Source organism: Pectobacterium atrosepticum (assembly GCA_019056595.1).
Classification (GTDB): Bacteria; Pseudomonadota; Gammaproteobacteria; order Enterobacterales; family Enterobacteriaceae; genus Pectobacterium; species Pectobacterium atrosepticum.
The window spans coordinates 114,471-133,236 of sequence record CP036163.1 but is presented as its reverse complement, the minus strand read 5'-3'; the positions used below and the strand labels follow the sequence as shown (position 1 = coordinate 133,236).

At 50.5% G+C, this 18,766-nt stretch carries 11 protein-coding genes; 4 read left to right on the top strand and 7 right to left on the bottom strand.

Annotated elements, in window-relative coordinates; all coding sequences use genetic code 11:
- Positions 1 to 45 precede the first annotated feature (45 nt).
- The 3 genes from DCX48_01175 to DCX48_01165 all read right to left on the bottom strand — a co-directional run bounded on the left by DCX48_01175 (position 46) and on the right by DCX48_01165 (position 4,664).
- Positions 46 to 633, bottom strand: a complete 588-nt coding sequence (locus tag DCX48_01175; GenBank protein ID QXE13237.1) for a cell division protein ZapC — start codon at positions 631 to 633, stop codon at positions 46 to 48.
- A 201-nt stretch (positions 634 to 834) separates the two neighbouring features.
- Entirely contained in the window at positions 835 to 1,845 is a 1,011-nt protein-coding gene (gene pyrD / locus DCX48_01170) for a quinone-dependent dihydroorotate dehydrogenase (protein ID QXE13236.1), read from the bottom strand.
- Between the two features lie 203 nt (positions 1,846 to 2,048).
- Positions 2,049 to 4,664 carry an aminopeptidase N gene (locus DCX48_01165; GenBank protein ID QXE13235.1) on the bottom strand — a complete coding sequence of 872 codons (2,616 nt, stop codon included), beginning with the start codon at positions 4,662 to 4,664 and terminating at the stop codon, positions 2,049 to 2,051.
- 223 nt (positions 4,665 to 4,887) lie between these two features.
- On the opposite strand from DCX48_01165, the gene pncB reads away from it, so the two are divergent.
- The 4 genes from pncB (at position 4,888) to DCX48_01145 (ending at position 10,607) form a co-directional block, all read left to right on the top strand.
- Positions 4,888 to 6,093 (top strand): nicotinate phosphoribosyltransferase, encoded by a 1,206-nt coding sequence (pncB, locus tag DCX48_01160; GenBank protein ID QXE13234.1) that lies wholly within the window; start codon positions 4,888 to 4,890, stop codon positions 6,091 to 6,093.
- A gap of 190 nt (positions 6,094 to 6,283) precedes the next feature.
- Positions 6,284 to 7,684 carry an asparagine--tRNA ligase gene (locus DCX48_01155; GenBank protein QXE13233.1) on the top strand — a complete coding sequence of 467 codons (1,401 nt, stop codon included), beginning with the start codon at positions 6,284 to 6,286 and terminating at the stop codon, positions 7,682 to 7,684.
- Between the two features lie 298 nt (positions 7,685 to 7,982).
- A complete protein-coding gene (locus DCX48_01150) occupies positions 7,983 to 9,092 on the top strand; it encodes a porin (GenBank protein ID QXE17113.1) in 1,110 nt (369 codons plus the stop codon).
- 324 nt (positions 9,093 to 9,416) lie between these two features.
- Positions 9,417 to 10,607, top strand: coding sequence for an aspartate/tyrosine/aromatic aminotransferase (locus tag DCX48_01145; GenBank protein ID QXE13232.1), 1,191 nt, complete (start codon positions 9,417 to 9,419; stop codon positions 10,605 to 10,607).
- A 71-nt stretch (positions 10,608 to 10,678) separates the two neighbouring features.
- Here the strand turns inward: DCX48_01145 and DCX48_01140 are convergent, their stop codons facing one another.
- The 4 genes from DCX48_01140 to mukB form a co-directional block, all read right to left on the bottom strand.
- Complete coding sequence (locus tag DCX48_01140) at positions 10,679 to 11,326, bottom strand: MBL fold metallo-hydrolase (protein QXE13231.1); 648 nt, start codon at positions 11,324 to 11,326, stop codon at positions 10,679 to 10,681.
- Between the two features lie 81 nt (positions 11,327 to 11,407).
- Positions 11,408 to 11,956, bottom strand: coding sequence for a DUF882 domain-containing protein (locus DCX48_01135; protein QXE13230.1), 549 nt, complete (start codon positions 11,954 to 11,956; stop codon positions 11,408 to 11,410).
- A 179-nt stretch (positions 11,957 to 12,135) separates the two neighbouring features.
- The gene (ldtD, locus tag DCX48_01130; protein QXE13229.1) at positions 12,136 to 13,878 is read right to left on the bottom strand and encodes a L,D-transpeptidase; all 1,743 of its coding nucleotides are present in this window, start codon (positions 13,876 to 13,878) and stop codon (positions 12,136 to 12,138) included.
- Between the two features lie 421 nt (positions 13,879 to 14,299).
- A complete protein-coding gene (gene mukB, locus DCX48_01125; protein ID QXE13228.1) occupies positions 14,300 to 18,739 on the bottom strand; it encodes a chromosome partition protein MukB in 4,440 nt (1,479 codons plus the stop codon).
- Between the last annotated feature and the right edge of the window lie 27 nt (positions 18,740 to 18,766).

Genomic DNA, 18,766 nt, shown 5'->3' with positions numbered 1-18,766 from the left:
CACATGCATGCAGCTTGAAGTATGAGGAATCGATACCAGGGGGGATTAGACGACTTTGGCATACTCAAATGCCGACGTGCCTTCACCCAGTGTGGTTTCCCACTCAGACCTATTCTGAACAACGGCCAGAATTAATCTATCGTGCATGATTTTTATGGCATCGCCCAGCAGCATGGTTTTCCCACTTAATGACAGCTGTTCTTGCGCCAGCAGACAGAGACAGGCTTTATCTCCCGCTTCCGCCACCAAAAAGCACGCTGTTTCATGTGTTTCGGTGAGCTGCACTTGTACAACGTCACCCGCCTGCGGTGAATACGTCATGGCATCCGGCTGCTGGATGAAATGCCAGCTTTTCGGCATTAACGGTTTCAGGAATCGGGTTGCCACCAGCGCGTTCAAGACTAATTCGCCCTGAAGGTCGCGATGCAGTGCCGCTTTCTGACATTTATCGTTATAGGTAAAAAATAACGCGGCATCGTCAACGCAAAATGCACATTCATTAAATGCATCCGGCGTTAGCATTTTAGACGGAAAACGAGAACGGAATAACATGCCGTTAGCCAGATCCAACATCAGGCGATCGTGTTCAGTATCAAAATACCAGCGCCAGTTATCGTCAGGTTTTAACTTCATATTATTTACCCTTCGCCTTCACAGTAGAAATATCAGAAATGGCTGATTGTATTTTCTTACATCGCAATAATCTTTCATCGTCATAAACATCGTGGTAAGAAGATCAGACATCAGTTGATAGTTTATTTACGCAAACGGATAAAATATAGACTAGCTGGGGGGATAAATAAACCCCCAGTTAGAAATGAAAGGCATTTCGGATTAAATATGTGTAACGATATCTTTAATCAGACGAGGACCGTGGAAAATAAAGCCTGAATATATCTGTACCAGTGACGCACCAGCATCCATTTTTTCACGCGCGGCGACCAAAGAATCAATTCCGCCAACGCCAATAATAGGTAAACGTCCTGCTAATTCCTGTGACAAACGGCGGATAATTTCCGTGCTGCTTGTTTGTAACGGGCGTCCACTTAATCCACCCGTTTGCCCACAGTGATTTAATCCCTGAATCAGTTTTCTATCGAGTGTCGTGTTCGTGGCAATCACACCATCAATGTTATAACGAACCAGACTATCGGCAATTTGGATCAATTCTTCCTCGGAAAGATCCGGCGCGATCTTTACCGCCACAGGGACGTATTTCTGATGCTTCTCTTTTAATTCTGTCTGCTTATTCTTTATCGCCAGTAAAAGATCGTCTAATGCTTCACCATATTGCAGGCTGCGTAATCCCGGCGTATTGGGTGACGAAATGTTGATAGCTATATAACCCGCGTGAGGATAAACCTTATCCATACAGATCAAATAATCGTCTTTACCTTGCTCAACTGGCGTATCTTTATTCTTGCCAATGTTGATGCCTAATACACCGCCAAAACGCGTTTTCTTTACATTTTCGACGAGATAGTCCACGCCTTTATTATTGAAGCCCATCCGGTTGATCAGCCCTTCCGCTTCCACTACGCGGAATAGTCTCGGTTTGTCATTACCGGATTGTGGACGCGGCGTTACCGTTCCCACTTCAATAAAACCAAATCCCATTGCGCCTAATGCATCGATACATTCGCCGTCTTTATCTAATCCCGCAGCCAGACCCAGCGGGTTTTTAAAAGATAACCCCATGCAGGTAACTGGTTTAGTAGGAACGGATTGACGGACGAGAAATTCAAAAGGCGTGTTGGTAATACGGCGTAATTGTTGGAAGGTCAGCTCATGTGCACGCTCTGGATCGAGCTGAAACAGGGCTTTTTTGATAACGGGATAGAACATATTGTCTCCTGAGATCCCTATCGTAAAGGTATCTTGCCTACGCTGGAAGTCAGCAATAGTGGATTACGGTTTAACTCACGGTCGGTGATGGTAGTGCCATCTCTGCGGAAAGTAAAACGTTTGCGGAAGTAAGAAATTAGCGTAAGGGAAAATGTCACACGCGGCAGGCTACCGCGTGTGACAGAAGGATTAGCGTGGCGGGATTAGTCTTGCAGTGCCTTGCTGATCTTCTCGAACAGATCGCCAGACAGATTTTCCAACGTCTTCAACTGCTCCAGCGCCTGACGCATTTGCGCCTGACGTTTAGCATCATAGCGCTTCAGACGGATCAACGGTTCGATCATCCTTGCTGCGACCTGCGGATTGCGAGTGTTCAGATCGGTAAGAATCTCCGTCAGGAAACGATAACCGCTGCCGTCTTCGGCATGGAAAGCCGACGGGTTCGACGCCGCAAACGCCCCCACTAGCGAACGCAGGCGGTTAGGGTTGTTCAGGCTAAATGAACGGTGTTGCAGCAATTCACGCACGCGGGTCAGTACATTATCTGCCGGACTGGTGGCTTGCAGCACAAACCATTTATCCATGACCAAGCCATCCTGATGCCAGCGGTTATCAAACTGCGTCAGCAGTTCATCACGCACCGGCAGTTGAGCCTCTACCGCCGCAGACAGCGCTGCCAGCGAATCCGTCATGTTATCCGCCTGACGGAACTGCGCCTGTACCAATTTATCCGCCTGATCCGCATCGCTGAACGCCAGATAATGCAGGCAGACATTGCGCAGCGCGCGTTTGCCTATATCCGCGTGCTCAATGCGATACTGCGGCGCGTGATTCGCGTGGTATACCGCCAGAAACTCATCTGCCATCTCTTTCGCCATCGTACGCGTCATACTGTCACGCACGGCAGCGATTGCAGTAGGATCGATGATGTCAAACAGCTCAGCAATTTCGTTTTCGCTCGGCAATGTCAGAATCTGAGAAGCCAGCATCGGATCCAGCTTTTCATCCAGTAACACGCCACGGAAGGCATCGACAACATGCATCGGCACGGAAAGCGGCTGCTTCTGTTGATAGCGGGAAACATTCAGACGGATATAGTTAGCCAGTAAGCTCTGCGCCGCATCCCAACGTGAGAATGCATTGCTTGCGTGACGCATCAGGAACGTCAGTTGTTCATCGCTCCAGGCATAGTTCAGTTTTACCGGCGCAGAAAACTCACGTAATAAAGAAGGAATCGGACGGCAAGGCACCTGATCGAAAATAAAGGTTTGTTCGGATTCGGTCACATTGAGCACAGACGACAACAGTTGACCGTCTTTCTGTAGCGGGATCACCTGCCCTTGCAGATCGTACAGCTCAATATCCAACGGAATATGCAGCGGCAGCTTCTGCTGTTTGTCGGCACCGACTGGCGTCATCTGGCTCACGCTCAGCAGATATTGTTGCGTCTGTGGATCGTAGTCATCACGCACGGTCAACACCGGCGTACCTGACTGACTATACCAACGGCGGAACTGCGTGAGATCGACACCGGAGGCCTCTTCCATCGCCAATACAAAGTCATCACAGGTCGCCGCGCTGCCGTCGTGACGCTCAAAATACAGACGAATGCCAGCCTGGAAGCCTTCTTCACCTAATAAGGTGTGCATCATGCGGATCACTTCCGATCCTTTTTCATAGACCGTCAGCGTGTAGAAGTTATTCATCTCGATCACCTGATCGGGACGAATCGGATGCGACATCGGGCTGGCATCTTCAGCAAACTGCGCACCGCGCATCACGCGCACGTTATCAATACGATTCACTGGACGCGAACCCAGATCGGAGCTGAACTCCTGATCGCGGAACACCGTCAACCCTTCTTTCAGGCTAAGCTGGAACCAGTCGCGGCAGGTGACGCGGTTGCCCGTCCAGTTGTGGAAATATTCATGGCCGATCACCGCTTCAATGTTGAGATAATCTTTATCCGTCGCGGTTTCTGCCTTCGCCAATACGTATTTGGAGTTAAATACGTTCAGCCCTTTGTTTTCCATCGCCCCCATGTTGAAAAAATCAACGGCGACGATCATATAGATGTCGAGATCGTATTCCAGGCCGAAACGCTCTTCGTCCCACTTCATCGAATTCTTCAGCGAAGTCATCGCCCAACCGGTGCGATCGAGGTTACCGCGGTCAACAAACAGCTCTAGTGCAACATCGCGGCCAGAACGTGTCGTGAAGCGATCCTGTAGGACATCAAAATCACCGGCAACCAACGCGAACAGATAAGCGGGTTTCGGGAACGGATCCTGCCATTCAATCCAGTGGCGTCCACCTTCCAGCTCTCCTTGTGCAATACGATTGCCATTAGAGAGTAAATAAGGATAGCGAGCTTTATCTGCTGTGATGCGTGTCGTGAATTTCGCCAACACATCCGGTCGGTCGAGATAATAGGTAATGTGGCGGAAACCTTCGGCTTCACACTGCGTACAAAGCGCTTCGCCAGAGAGGTATAGCCCTTCCAGCGCGCTATTGGCGGTGGGATTGATGTCTGTTTCGATGCTGAGCGTAAAACGCGCGGGCAATTGCGTCACAATCAGGCCATCGTCCTGTTGTTGGTAATGTGTCCACGGCTGCCCATTGACGCTCAGGCTAATCAGCGTCAGCCCTTCACCATCCAGCTTCAACGGCGCGCCTGCTTCCCCCTGCAACACCACCTGACTAACGGCTTTTACGCGAGTTTTCTCGGCATGGAGATCGAAATCCAGTGCAATGTCGGTAATGGTGTAATCCGGCGCACGGTAGTCATGGCGATATTTTATTTGCGGCTGTTGATTCATATAATGTTTCCACCTCGTCATAAGCATCAAGGATCAAGTCTAAGCCTGTTATCTTAATGTTACCACGACAAAATAATGAGGATAATCATCGTACCGTGGTTCACTCCCGCACGTCTCGCTATGTTGTCGTAATGTAATAAACGGATAATCAAGGTATACTGACCGAACATTGTTGATTGTCCCGATGGTGGATAGGCATCTTACAAGGATGCTGTAACGCATTATGACTTTGCACACTTCCCCGATTCTACACTCATTGCTGGATACCGATGCCTACAAGCTGCACATGCAACAGGCAGTGTATCATCACTACTATGATGTCGACGTTGCGGCTGAGTTTCGCTGTCGCGGTGATGAGTTATTAGGCGTTTACGCCGACGAGATAGCCCATCAGGTTGATCTGATGCGTTTCCTGTCATTGAGTGACGATGAATTCACCTATCTTTCTTCTCTGCCGTTCTTTCAGCAGGATTATCTCAACTGGCTGCGGAACTTCCGTTTTAATCCACAGCAGGTTTCGATTAAGAATAATGCTGGCAAGCTGGATATCCGCATCACCGGGCCGTGGCGTGAAGTGATCTTGTGGGAAGTTCCTCTGCTTGCGGTGATCAGCGAAGTCGTGCATCGGCATCGTTCGCCCAACGTCACGACAGAGCAGGCCGTCGCTCAGCTTTCTACCTCGTTAGAAAGTTTCCGCCAGAACAGCATGAATGTTGATCTCAGTCAGTTCAAACTGATGGATTTCGGCACGCGTCGCCGCTTCTCAGGTGATATCCAGCAAACCATCGTGACGGCACTGCAAGCCGATTTTCCTTATCTCATCGGCACCAGCAATTACGATCTGGCGCGCCGTTTGGGCATCACACCTGTCGGCACGCAGGCGCACGAGTGGTTTCAGGCGCATCAGCAGATTAGTCCGACGCTGGCAAACAGCCAGCGTGCCGCACTACAAATGTGGTTACGTGAATATCCCACGCATTTGGGCATCGCGTTGACCGATTGCATCACCATGGATGCCTTCCTGCGTGATTTCGATTTACCGTTCGCCGAGGCCTATCAGGGGCTACGCCACGATTCTGGCGATCCTGTTGACTGGGGAGAGAAAGCCATTGCTCATTATCAACGCTTGAACATCGATCCGATGAGCAAAACACTGGTCTTCTCCGACAATCTGAATCTGGATAAAGCGCTGGTGCTTTATCGTCACTTCTGCCAGCGCGTGAATTTGGTATTTGGCATGGGTACACGCCTGACGTGTGACATTCCCGGCGTGAAACCGCTGAATATCGTGATCAAGCTGGTAGAATGTAACGGCAAACCGGTAGCGAAACTCTCCGATAGCCCGGGTAAAACCATCTGTCAGGATCAGAACTTCGTGTGCGAGTTACGCAAAGCGTTTGACTTACCCCGCGTGAAAAAGGCCAGTTAAGGCTTTCCCCCATGAGGTTGACCAACTTTGCAGCAGACTCACCAGCATGAGCGAAAACTTCGCGCCATTCTGGTGATTTCTGCTTGTGTCCTGTTGCATCGCAAGTAACATAGCAAATGGCTTGGATTGGGCCACTCATCGTTTAAACACGATATATTTCTTACACACGATTAATTAAAGAGAGAATTTTATGAGCGTAGTGCCTGTAGTCGATGTACTGCAAGGCCGTGTTGCCGTTGACAGCGAAGTCACCGTGCGCGGCTGGGTACGTACCCGGAGAGATTCTAAAGCCGGTATCTCCTTTATCGCCGTTTATGACGGCTCCTGCTTTAATCCATTACAGGCTGTCGTTAATAATAATCTCTCGAATTACCAGGATGACGTACTGCGTCTGACTACCGGTTGCTCCGTTGAAATCACCGGTAACGTCGTCGCCTCTCCAGGTGAAGGCCAAAGCTTCGAGCTGCAAGCGACCAACGTCAACGTCGTCGGCTGGGTTGACGATCCCGATACCTACCCGATGGCAGCAAAGCGTCACAGTATCGAATACCTGCGCGAAGTCGCGCACTTGCGTCCACGAACCAATCTGATCGGTGCCGTTGCGCGCGTTCGTCATACGCTGGCGCAGGCGATTCATCGCTTCTTCCACGAGAACGGTTATTTCTGGGTGTCTACCCCGCTGATTACTGCATCTGATACCGAAGGTGCAGGTGAAATGTTCCGTGTTTCCACGCTCGATATGGAAAACCTGCCGCGTACCGAACAAGGCAAAGTAGATTTCAGCAAAGATTTCTTCGGTAAAGAAGCGTTCCTGACCGTATCCGGTCAGTTGAATGGCGAAACCTACGCTTGTGCGCTGTCCAACGTGTATACCTTTGGTCCGACTTTCCGCGCAGAAAACTCCAACACCGCCCGCCATCTGGCTGAGTTTTGGATGATCGAACCAGAAGTGGCTTTTGCTTCTCTGGATGACGTCGCTGCTCTGGCAGAAAATCTACTGAAATATGTTTTCCAAGCCGTACTGAACGAGCGTGCCGATGATATGGCGTTCTTTGCCGAGCGCGTCGATAAAGAAGCGGTGACTCGACTGGAAAAATTCGTCAGCTCCGATTTTGCACAGGTAGATTACACCGATGCCGTCGAGATTTTGCTGAACTGCGGCCAGCAGTTTGAAAATCCGGTTTACTGGGGCGTTGACCTCTCCTCCGAACATGAGCGTTATCTTGCGGAGCAACACTTCAAAGCACCGGTTGTCGTTAAAAACTATCCGAAAGATATCAAAGCTTTCTATATGCGCATGAACGACGATGGTAAAACTGTTGCCGCTATGGATGTTCTGGCTCCAGGAATCGGTGAAATCATCGGGGGCTCTCAGCGTGAAGAACGTCTGGCAGCGCTGGATAGCCGTCTGGAAGAGATGGGACTGAATAAAGAAGACTACTGGTGGTATCGTGATTTACGTCGTTACGGCACCATTCCACATTCCGGTTTTGGTTTAGGTTTTGAACGATTAATTGCCTATGTTACCGGTGTACAAAATGTGCGCGACGTGATCCCTTTCCCGCGTACTCCACGGAATGCCAGTTTCTAAATAAAAATTTAATATAAGTAAAACAAATATGTAGAAAAGAAGAGTCGGATTTTCCGGCTCTTTTTTTTTAATTTTTGTTATGTCTCACAAAGTTCCCTTATTTTTACATTTAGAAACACATTATTTCCATTTGTTACTCGATTGCGAACTTTGTAGCATCTTTAGGGTGGATTAACTAGCGAGTGAATGGAAAACTGCGTTCAGACACAGGAAGACACCAAACTTTCAGGAATAGTTCCCTAAAGAATTATTTATGGCAGTGGCAGGTGTCTAAATAACACCAATGAGGGTAATAATGATGAAACGCAACATTCTTGCAGTAGTAATCCCAGCTCTGTTAATCGCAGGCGCAGCAAACGCAGCCGAAGTTTATAACAAAGACGGCAACAAGCTGGATCTGACTGGTAGAATCACCGCCCTGCACTATTTCTCTGATGACAATAGCAACGATGGCGATAAAACCTATGCACGTCTGGGCTTCAAAGGCGAGACTCAGATTTCTAGTGAATTAACTGGTTATGGTCGTTTCGAGTACCAATTTCAAGGTAACAGAGCAGAAAGCTCTAATTCCTCCAACGCAGATAAAACTCGTTATGCCTTTGCTGGTTTGAAATTTGCCGATTTCGGTTCTTTCGACTACGGCCGTAACTTGGGTATTGCATACGACAGTCTGGCTTGGACGGATGTGCTGCCTGAGTGGGGCGGAGATCAATCAAATTCTGATAACTTCCTGACTGGTCGTTCTACAGGTGTTGCCACCTACCGTAACAAAGATTTTTTCGGTTTAGTTGATGGCTGGAACTTCGCAGTTCAATACCAAGGTAAAAACAACAGCGACAGCACAAATCGCCGTAACAATATTGACGAACAGAACGGCGATGGCTGGGGCGTATCTTCCTCCTACGAATCAGATATCGGTCTGGGCATCGTAGGTTCTTATGCTGCAGTTAACCGCACTGATAATCAAAATAACAATGCGACGACTGGTCGTGGTAAAAAAGCTGAAGCTTGGGGCACTGGCCTGAAATATGAAGCTAATTCTGTTTATTTAGCTGCTACCTATGGTGAATACCGTAACGTATCCTATATTGGTCAAACTGCAGGCCCAGCGGGCGTTGCTTTGACTGATGGCTTCGCAGACAAAACCAAAATCTTTGAAGCTGTTGCACAATACAACTTCGATTTCGGTTTGACTCCATCTCTGGCGTATGTTTCTGGCAAAGCTAAAGATGATGCAAACAACAAAAATGATTACATCACCAAATATGTTAGCTTGGGCGCAACCTATGCATTCAACAAAAACATGTCTGTTTACACCGAATATGACATCAATCTGCTTAAGTCTGACAATGCCTACGGCATCAGCGACGACGATAAAGTTGCTGTTGGCCTGACTTACCAGTTCTAAGTTGTCGCCGCATAACGTAACGAGTTAATCGTTCGTATTGCAGGAAAAGACAGAGCCTCGGCTCTGTCTTTTTTATTGCCTGTTATGTTGGTAGCACACTACCCTTACAGGCCGTTGCCAACGACTTGAAAAATTCTCACCGCGTTTTTTGTTTCAGCTTTACGCCACGCTGCGCCAATTATTCTCGCCTAACTAGTCTTTTATTTCGTCTCTCTCCTTCTCCCTGTTATTTCCCTTTCTTTTTGACATCAACGGTTGGCAAAGCCTTTTACTGACGGTACTCTGAGAATTCTTATTTCATCTCAGTTATGGAACATTCTGGCAATGTTTGAAAATATCTCTGCTGCACCGGCCGATCCTATTCTCGGGCTGACCGATCTTTTCCGCGCCGATGACCGCGCGGATAAAATCAATCTGGGTATTGGTGTCTATAAAGATGAAACCGGCAAAACTCCGGTTCTGACCAGCGTAAAAAAAGCAGAACACTATCTGCTGGAAAATGAAACCACCAAAAACTATCTGGGCATTGACGGTCTGCCAGCATTCGGTCAGTGCACGCAGGAACTGCTGTTTGGCAAGCAGAATGCCATCATTGCCGACAAACGTGCTCGTACGGCACAAACCCCAGGCGGAACCGGTGCGTTGCGCGTAGCCGCTGATTTCATTGCAAATCAGACGTCAGCAAAACGCATCTGGATCAGTAACCCAACCTGGCCAAATCACAATAACGTGTTCTCTGCTGCCGGTTTGGAAGTTTGCCAGTATGACTATTACGATGCTGCTAACCACGCACTGGATTTTGATGGTTTGCTGAATAGCCTGAACGCCGTAGAAGCGGGTGACGTGGTGCTGTTTCACGGCTGTTGTCATAACCCAACCGGTATCGATCCTACCGCTGAGCAGTGGGCTACGCTGGCCGAGCTGTCGGTAGCAAAAGGCTGGCTGCCGCTGTTTGACTTCGCCTATCAGGGCTTTGCCCGTGGTATCGAAGAAGATGCGGAAGGCCTGCGACTCTTCGCTGCGAAGCACGCTGAACTGATCGTATGCAGCTCGTACTCTAAAAATTTCGGTCTGTACAATGAACGTGTCGGTGCCTGTACGCTGGTTGCTGCTGATGCCGCAACAGCAGACAAGGCATTCAGTCAGGTGAAAGCCGCCATTCGCGCAAACTACTCTAACCCGCCGTCACACGGCGCGACCATTGTTGCTACCATCTTGGGCAATGATGCGCTGAAGGCCATTTGGGAGCAGGAATTGACGGCAATGCGGGAGCGTATTCAGCGTATGCGTCAGCTGTTCGTGAATACCTTGCAGGAAAAAGGCGCACAGCAGGATTTCTCCTTCATCATCAACCAGAATGGGATGTTCTCATTCAGCGGCTTGACCAAGGAGCAGGTTCTGCGTCTGCGTGACGAATTCGGCGTTTATGCGGTGAATTCTGGCCGAGTCAATGTTGCGGGAATGACGCCAGAAAACATGGCACCACTCTGCGAAGCGATTGTTGCCGTACTCTGATCGTTCTGCGATCAAAAAAGCCGACATTCTGTGTCGGCTTTTTTATTTCAGCTTTTCAACGCTATAAAATACTACCAAATCGCGACATCTTCGCGCAGGAAAGGATTGGTTTTACGCTCATGTCCTAAGGTCGACATCGGGCCGTGCCCCGGAATAAACGTCACATCGTCACCCAGCGGCAGCAGCTTATTTTTGATGGACGCAATCAATGCCTGATGATCTCCCTGTGGGAAGTCGGTACGCCCTACGCCACCGTTGAAAATAACATCGCCCACTTGTGCCAGCCGCGACTCAGCATCAAAGAAGACAATGTGGCCGGGCGTATGACCTGGGCAGTGGAAAACCGCCAGTGTCGTCTCCCCCACGTTAACCTCATCACCTTCCTGTAACCAGCGTGATGGCGTCAGGGGCGCGCACTCTTCCAGACCAAACATCCGGCTCTGTGCCGGTAACCCTTCCAGCCAGAATGCGTCTTCAATCTGCGGGCCAATAATCGCTACCTGATAGTGCTCGGCCAATTCCGCAGCAGCACCAACGTGATCCAGATGGCCGTGCGTTAACAGAATCTGCTTAACCGAAATCCCTGCATCCGCAACGGCGCGTTTGATTTTTTCTGCATCGCCACCAGGATCGACGATCGCCGCTTCATTGGTTTTTTCACACCATAACAACGTGCAGTTCTGGCTAAATGCCGTCACCGGAACAATTTGATATTTCATATCACTCCATGTTGAATAAACTAAACGGCTCGCGATGTAGTAGCGAGCCGTATCAAAAAAGTGTAGCGCTGTGGGAGAAGGTTACCAGGTGCGGACCGGGCCGGTATCGATGTGAACGAAATCACTGCGAGGATAGTAGCCAACCCCACCGGCGCGCATCTTGGTGGCAGCTTTGCGAATGTTGGCCAGTTGGACACCTTCAATATGGAAATCCATCGCCTGCCCTTTCGTGTGGTAGCTCTGCTTTGCCACACCTCTGCTATGCGCACGTAATTCATTATTGGTATCTATCGCGCGATAACCAGAAATCAGCTGCACAGGTTTGTTGGTACCCAGCATGACCTGTAAACGGTAGAGCTGATCAAAAAGTTGGGGGTCAATCATTTTGACTTTATTGGCGCGATAATCGCGGAAAAAGTGATTCAGGCGGGAAAGTTCTGATTTGTTATACCGTTTGCCATCAAAGAATTCCGTTTTTAGCCGCTCTCCGGTATTCAGGTTGTCTAGCGTCAAAATTCGAGGTCGGGGGGTAGATAACGTTGCAAATGCCTGACCGGGAAGCAGTGCGATACCAAGCGCGGCACCACCCAGTGCAAGCCACTTACGGCGATGATTGTCAATGTGATCCATAGAACAAGTACCCTGGCTAAAAGAACGGTATAAAAGGAGGCACAAAACGCACCGCCTTGAACCTTAACTGCCAGATAAAAGTGAGTCAACCCGCTTTGCTTACAGGTTTGCGGGAGATCGCATCGATCCCCCGCAAAACGATAAAAGACGAATACCGCTAATGTCCGTGTTTTCAATACTTACTGAAGTAACAGTCCTGCTCTGGACAGTACTTTCGTCCCAGCTCTGGCGGTATCATCATAATTGTAAATATCTGTTCGGAACTGCGGCCTGCCGTCTTCCGCCACCCACGCGGTCAGGTAATAGAGATTGACCGGAATCCGATGTTTCATTGAAACAAAGGTGGTGTTTCCCTGATCCAGGGTGGAAGAAATACGATTATTATTCCATCCCGCATCCTGCAATAACATACTGGCCAGTTCCGATGCCTTATTGACGCGCACGCAGCCGGAACTCAGTGCCCGAATATCACGCTGGAACAGGTTGTGATTCGGCGTGTCGTGCAAATAAATCGCTTCTGAGTTAGGCATATTGAATTTATAGCGCCCCAGCGAGTTGTTCGCACCAGGCGCCTGACGTAAGCGATACGGGAAACGCTCTGGTGATACCACCTGCCAATCGATCATCGAGGGGTCAATCACTTCTGCATCCTGACTCCAGCCGGACAACACCGTATAGCCATGACGCGCTAGATAGCCAGGATCGCGTACTACTTTAGGAATTATATCCTGCCGAATCAGTGTTGTCGGGACATTCCACGGCGGATTGACCACCACGTTATACAACGAGCTACTCATCAACGGCGTCTTACGCTTAGGTTGCCCAACAATGACACGTGACGATAAACGCTCAGCGCCATCCTGATAATAGATCAGCGAATAATTGGGAATATTTACCATGATACCGGTGTGAACATTACCCGGTAGCAGGCGCAAACGCTGGATATTCAATGCCAGCAGCGTGGCACGCATTTGCGGAGACACATTGAGCCAGTCGCGGGTGCGTTTACCAATCACGCCGTCATCCTCTAGCCCTTGCCAATGCTGGAAGCGTTTAACCGCGTCAACCAATTCGCCCGTGTAGCGATCGTCTGCATTGGTAGTGCCATCGACGACAGGCGCTTGCCCAGTTAGCGATGTGGTTGTCGCAGCGGTATTTTCGTTAAACAGCGTGATACTCTCTGTTGACGACAGCATGCCAGTACGTTGCAGAATTTCACGCAGTACCGTCAGCCCCTGACTCTGCTGTTCGGGGCGCAAAGATTCCGTCAAGTTCAGGCTCGGCCACGGACGATTGTCCGTCAGCATCGTCTTCAATGCTTCATGCATTTTGGCGTATTGCGAATGCTGTGGTGCCAGCGACAGGACATAGGCTGCACTGGTACCTAATTTCACGGCCTGCTGCCATTGAGCAACGATATTAGCTGCCGGAGATTGCAGGCGATAAGGCACGTTGCTGTACAGCCAGTCATTACCGCTGCGCTCTACCCCAGAGACGAACTGCAAATAACCCAGCATCGCGTCCGACAGCACGACATCACGCGCAAACCCGGTCAACTGAGGATCGGTTAGCCAGGTCACCCACGTGGTGAACTGCGGCTGTACACCCGCGATCGCTAATTCGGCGAGTTGCTGTTGAAACTGCTGAACCGCGCGATTATCTGCCCACATAGGTTGCATCTGGTGTTGAGCATAAAGCGATGATAAATCAGAGAGATAATGTACCGTCATGCCATGCGGCAGCGCTGCCAAAAGCCCTGCACGGCTATTTTCTACAGAAACCACACCCGAACTTTGTGATAGGCCGGATATCACCGTCGGAGATGCTGCCAGCACCGAAAACGAAGGAGACAGGCTTCCGACCCAAATACAACCCACGCGCAACAGCAGCCTGACCATTTTTCGTTTATGTAACAACAACATCCATTATCCCCTGTACTCATTAATCACTATGCTTCACGACAATCCACGTTGAACATGGAAATAACAAACCGAATTCGCTCGTATACGGTAACACCGGCGTAAGCACATTCTTTCGTTTTCCATTCATCGTAGAAAACGATAAAGAATGAAATAGGATCGTATTTTATATGGCGTAAAATATTACTGATACGCCGCTTTACAATGTACAACCGCAAATCCCTCTACGGCCTGCAATTGTTTTATCGTCAGTATATAAAGAGAAAAATATTTTTGCTTCTTCTTCTGGTTATTATCTTACGCGTTTGATGAACCTATTCACCACTTGCATTCTCTCTACGCAAAAATAAAGCCGCTTAAAAAAGCGGCTTTATCATTATAGAAGAAAATAGCAGCAAGGTTTATCACTGCAAGCTTCAATAAGCTAAGAGGCTGGCTCTTGCGTCTCTGGCGTTTCCGTTCCGAACCCACGTAGCCCGACCACATGGACGTGCTCGTTGTTCTGGTAGACTTTACGCACCAGCTTGTAGGTGGTTCCCTTCTCGGGGCTGATATTTTCCGGTGCCGCGATGACCAACTGCATTTCCAGACGATCGCAGAGCTCGAATAGCGTCGCGATCGATTTGGCATCCAGACGAGCCGCCTCATCGAGGAAAAGCAGACGACACGGAATGATATCTTTGCCGCGTAGACGCTTAGATTCTTCTTCCCAGCTTTGTACTACCATGACCAGAATTGACATCCCGGTACCGATGGCTTCCCCGGTAGACAGCGCCCCACTTTCCGCTCTCAGCCAGCCATCCGCGCCACGGTTAACCTCAACTTCCATTTCAAGATAGTTTCGGTAGTCCAGTAGCTCTTCGCCGATAGTTTGCGGCGTGCGCTGCCCCATATCAATTTCAGGATTCAGGCGTTGATACAGTTTTGCCAACGCTTCCGAGAAGGTCAGACGATTGCTGTTAAACAGATCCTGATGCATTTCCTGCTGTTCGGACAACACATTGAGCAGCGTGGTATGCGTTTCGCGCACGTTGACGTTCAGACGAACACTCTTCACCTGACCAAACGATACCGCTTGTAGCCCCTGATTCAGCATTCGAATACGGTTCTGCTCGCGCTGGATCGTTTTACGAATGATATTTGCCACGCTACGCGAGCTGATTGCCAGCATCTGCTCACGCGCCATCAGCTCTTCGGTCAGGCGATTAAGCTCGATTTCCATCTGCTCAATGGCTTCTACCGGATCATCGGTGCGGATAATATCCTGACGAATACGTTCGCGCAGATGCTGGTAAACAGCGATGTAAAACTGAATTTTGCGCTCTGGTCGCTTAGGATCTTCGGAAAGCCGCAGTACATCGCGCAGATGTTCATTATCCGCAACGGCCAGACGCAGCGCTCCCAGCGCCTTATCCGACATGGAACGCAGTTCATCACCTTCCATATAGGCCAGTTCACGGCGATGCAGACGACGCTCAACGCCATTATCTTTCACCAAACGCATGACCGTACACCAGCCTGCTTTCGCCGTGACAACCTGCTCGCGCATTTGGTGATAATCGCGTTCCAGTTTGCGTAATTTCTTCTGCAAACTGTCCATTTCCGCTTCACAGAACGTAATCTGTTTCTCCAACTGATTACGCCGCGAACGGTTGGTGCTTAAGGCGGCATGCAATTCATCACGACGCTGACGGGCGCGCGCTTCAGCATCGGCATCCGCACGCACGCCGATATCCTGAAGCTCTTGCGTCAGTTCCTTCAGCATGTCCTGTTTAGCGTCATAAGAACTTTTCAGCGACGCCTGAACCTGACTGTACTGCGTCAGCTGTGTCTGATGCTGACGTAGCTGTTCACGTGCTTTGGTTCGTTCCGCTTCTGCCTGTTCCAGACGATGGCGCAATTTGTCATTCAGGCCAGCGTTTTCACCCAACATTCCAGCTGAATCGGCATAGCTGAAGTGTGCGCGGCGTTGCACAACCTCAGTCAGCGTGAACGCCTGCTGTTTTGCCTGCCGCTGTACGTTCTGCGCCTGAGTATAATCTTCCTGCAATTGCTCATGCTGCTGCGGGTCGCTTTGTAAGACAGAAACTAGCGGTTCCAACTTAGTCAGCGTCACACCATGCTGTTGAATAAAACGGGCCGATTCTTCAGTTTCATCCAACTCCGCACGAATCTCTTCCACGCGATCCTGCAACGTCTCGTCGCACAGCAGGCTAATACGCGGAATCAGTTTATTCAGTTGCCCGCTGGCCTCTTTCGCCTGCTCGTATTGCTGGCGCTGCTGCTGGTTTTCACCATCAAAACTGGCCATCGCACGATCCAGTTCGCCGCGACGAGAGCTGAGCGTACGGATTTCCGCTTCGGGATCTTCATCGAAAACAACAGCCAGATGAGTACCGATGAACCGACTGAAAGACTGATGCAAGCGCTGCGTTTTCTGCACGTCAAATGACAGCGTCGCGTACTGCTCTGCCAGCGCTTCGCGCTCATCACGCAGGCCTTCCAAACGCATTTCCCGCGCAGCGCGACCAAACAGCGGCACTTCAGGGAAACGAGAGTAACGCCACTGGCGTTCCGCGACTTTCACCACGACAGCGCGTTCCAACTCATCAACGGCAAACACACTGTCATCGAACGACTGCGGATCACCTTCGATCAGATACAAATCTTCCGGGCAGTCTTCCAGACCGGCAAGCTGATCGCGTATCAGAGAAAGATCGGACACCACAATCGCATGGCGAGATGGACCATAAAGCGCTGAGAAATACGGGGCATCATCCAGCGTCACATCATCATAAATTTCAGACAGCAGCACGCCGCCAAAACGTTCTGCCAGCGCGTTCAAGCGCGGGTCTTCTGAACCGCCCGGCTGGCTTAATCGATCAACCTGCGCTTCAATTTGGCGTTTGCGGGCAGCGATGTCATCACGTTCAACTGTGGTTTCACGTTCACGCTCCAGCAATTGCTGCATGAACTCCGTCACCTGACGGCTATCTTCAAACGTTTCGCCGCTCTGCTCGCTCAGTTGCGTCAGCGTTTCCTGTGCAGCCAGCCAGACTGGCGCACGCGCCGTCAACTTCTGAATTCGCTGTTGGGTTTGCTCCAGCTCCTGACGCAGCGTCATGCGGCGCTCACCCGCTTCCGCCACTAGCGATGACAGCGTTTCGATACGAGCATCAAGCTCTTGTTGGAGCGACTCTAGCTCTTCTGGTTGATAATCCTGGCCGTTACGTTTGCTGAAATCCTGCAATAGTCGTTCAGCATCCTGCTGCTCGCGCAGGCGCTGTTCCAACTCAGACAAACGCATCCGCAGCGGCTGTACCCGCTCAGCCTGATAGCGCTGCGAAGAGCTGTCACGCAGCAGGTCGCGCGCGACCTGCCAGGCTTCGCTACGGCTGACTGCGCCAGCGATTTTACTCACCAGCTGATAGGCTTGCTCAAACTGGCCGTGCGCCGCGTCTGCCACGCTCAGCTTCTGCTCCAGCATCAGCAGAATCTCTGTCGCTTCCTGCTCTCTCGCCTGATAGCTGTCAAGCCATTCATCTGCATTCTCTGCGGTCAGATCCGGCAACTGGCATAGCGTGCGAGCGCGTTCCAACGCCTGTTGTGCCTGCTGATATTGAATGGCACGCGTTTGCTGTACGTCCAGCGCCTGTTGATAATCGGCAAGCTGGCTTTTCAGTTCATCGACTTCCAGTTCAGCGGCATCGGCACGCTCTTCGTTTTCGGCCTGCTGTTCCCGCGCTTCTTCCACTACCTCGTTCTGTTCTTCGAGGCGGTAGCTCAATTCTTCCAAATCGGCGTTATAACGCTCGATCTTTTCCTGCTGGCGCATCGCTGTCTGCACCAGATTCAAGTGGTCGCTGGCAGCCTGATAATCCGTTTCCAGATCGCCTTCGGTATCATTCTGCTCCGTCAGTTCTCGCGCCATTTCAACATGGCGATATTGCTCGCTCGACAGTTGGTTGCGGCTGGAAAACAGGTCACGACGCAGTTCCAACGCCCCATCCAGATGAATGCGGCGCTCATTGGCGTGCCGCATATAGTCAGCCGCAACATAGGAGGTCGCTTCGGAAATCAGGTGTTTAAACAGATCGCGATCGGACTGGGTGACGCGAATCGCTTCCAGCGTCATGCGATTCTCACGCAGCGCCGCTTCCATATCCTGAAACGCCTTACGCACGCCGCTGTTTTCCGGTAGCAGGTAATCACGCAGCGAGCGGGTAATGGCGCTGGAAATACCGCCGTATAGCGAGGCTTCAATCAGACGATAAAATTTGCTGCGATCGGAGGCAGAACGCAGGCGACGCGGCACCACGCCTAAATCAAACATCAGCGAATGATAGTCGGTGATGGAGTTAAACTGCTTGAACTGAACGCCTTCCATCTCCTCGACGCGCTCTTTCAGCTCCTGCAACGAGAGCACTCGCGCCTGACGATCGCCGACAATCTGCGTCAGAATTTGCGTCGGCTGGATAGCCGTCGGCAATCCCTGAATGGTGAAAGGCTTGATATCGACTTTACGGTCACGTCCCGCAACCTGCTGGAGACGAACCCCAACCAGCACGCGCTGATGACGCGAGTTAACCACATCCAGCGTGGAGTAGCAGACACCGGCACGCAATTTACCGTGCAGGCCTTTATCGCGTGAACCGCTGGTGGCACCGGCTTCGGTGGTGTTTCTGAAATGCAGCAGCGTTAGGTCAGGGATTAGCGCCGTAATAAAGGCGGCCATCGTGGTGGATTTACCGGCACCGTTACCGCCGGATAACGTAGTAACCAGTTCATCCAGATCGAAGGTGCGGGCGAAAAAACCGTTCCAGTTGACCAGCGTTAGTGAGCGAAATTTACCGCGTTCAATCATTCCTGTTCATCCTCAACACGTAGAGCC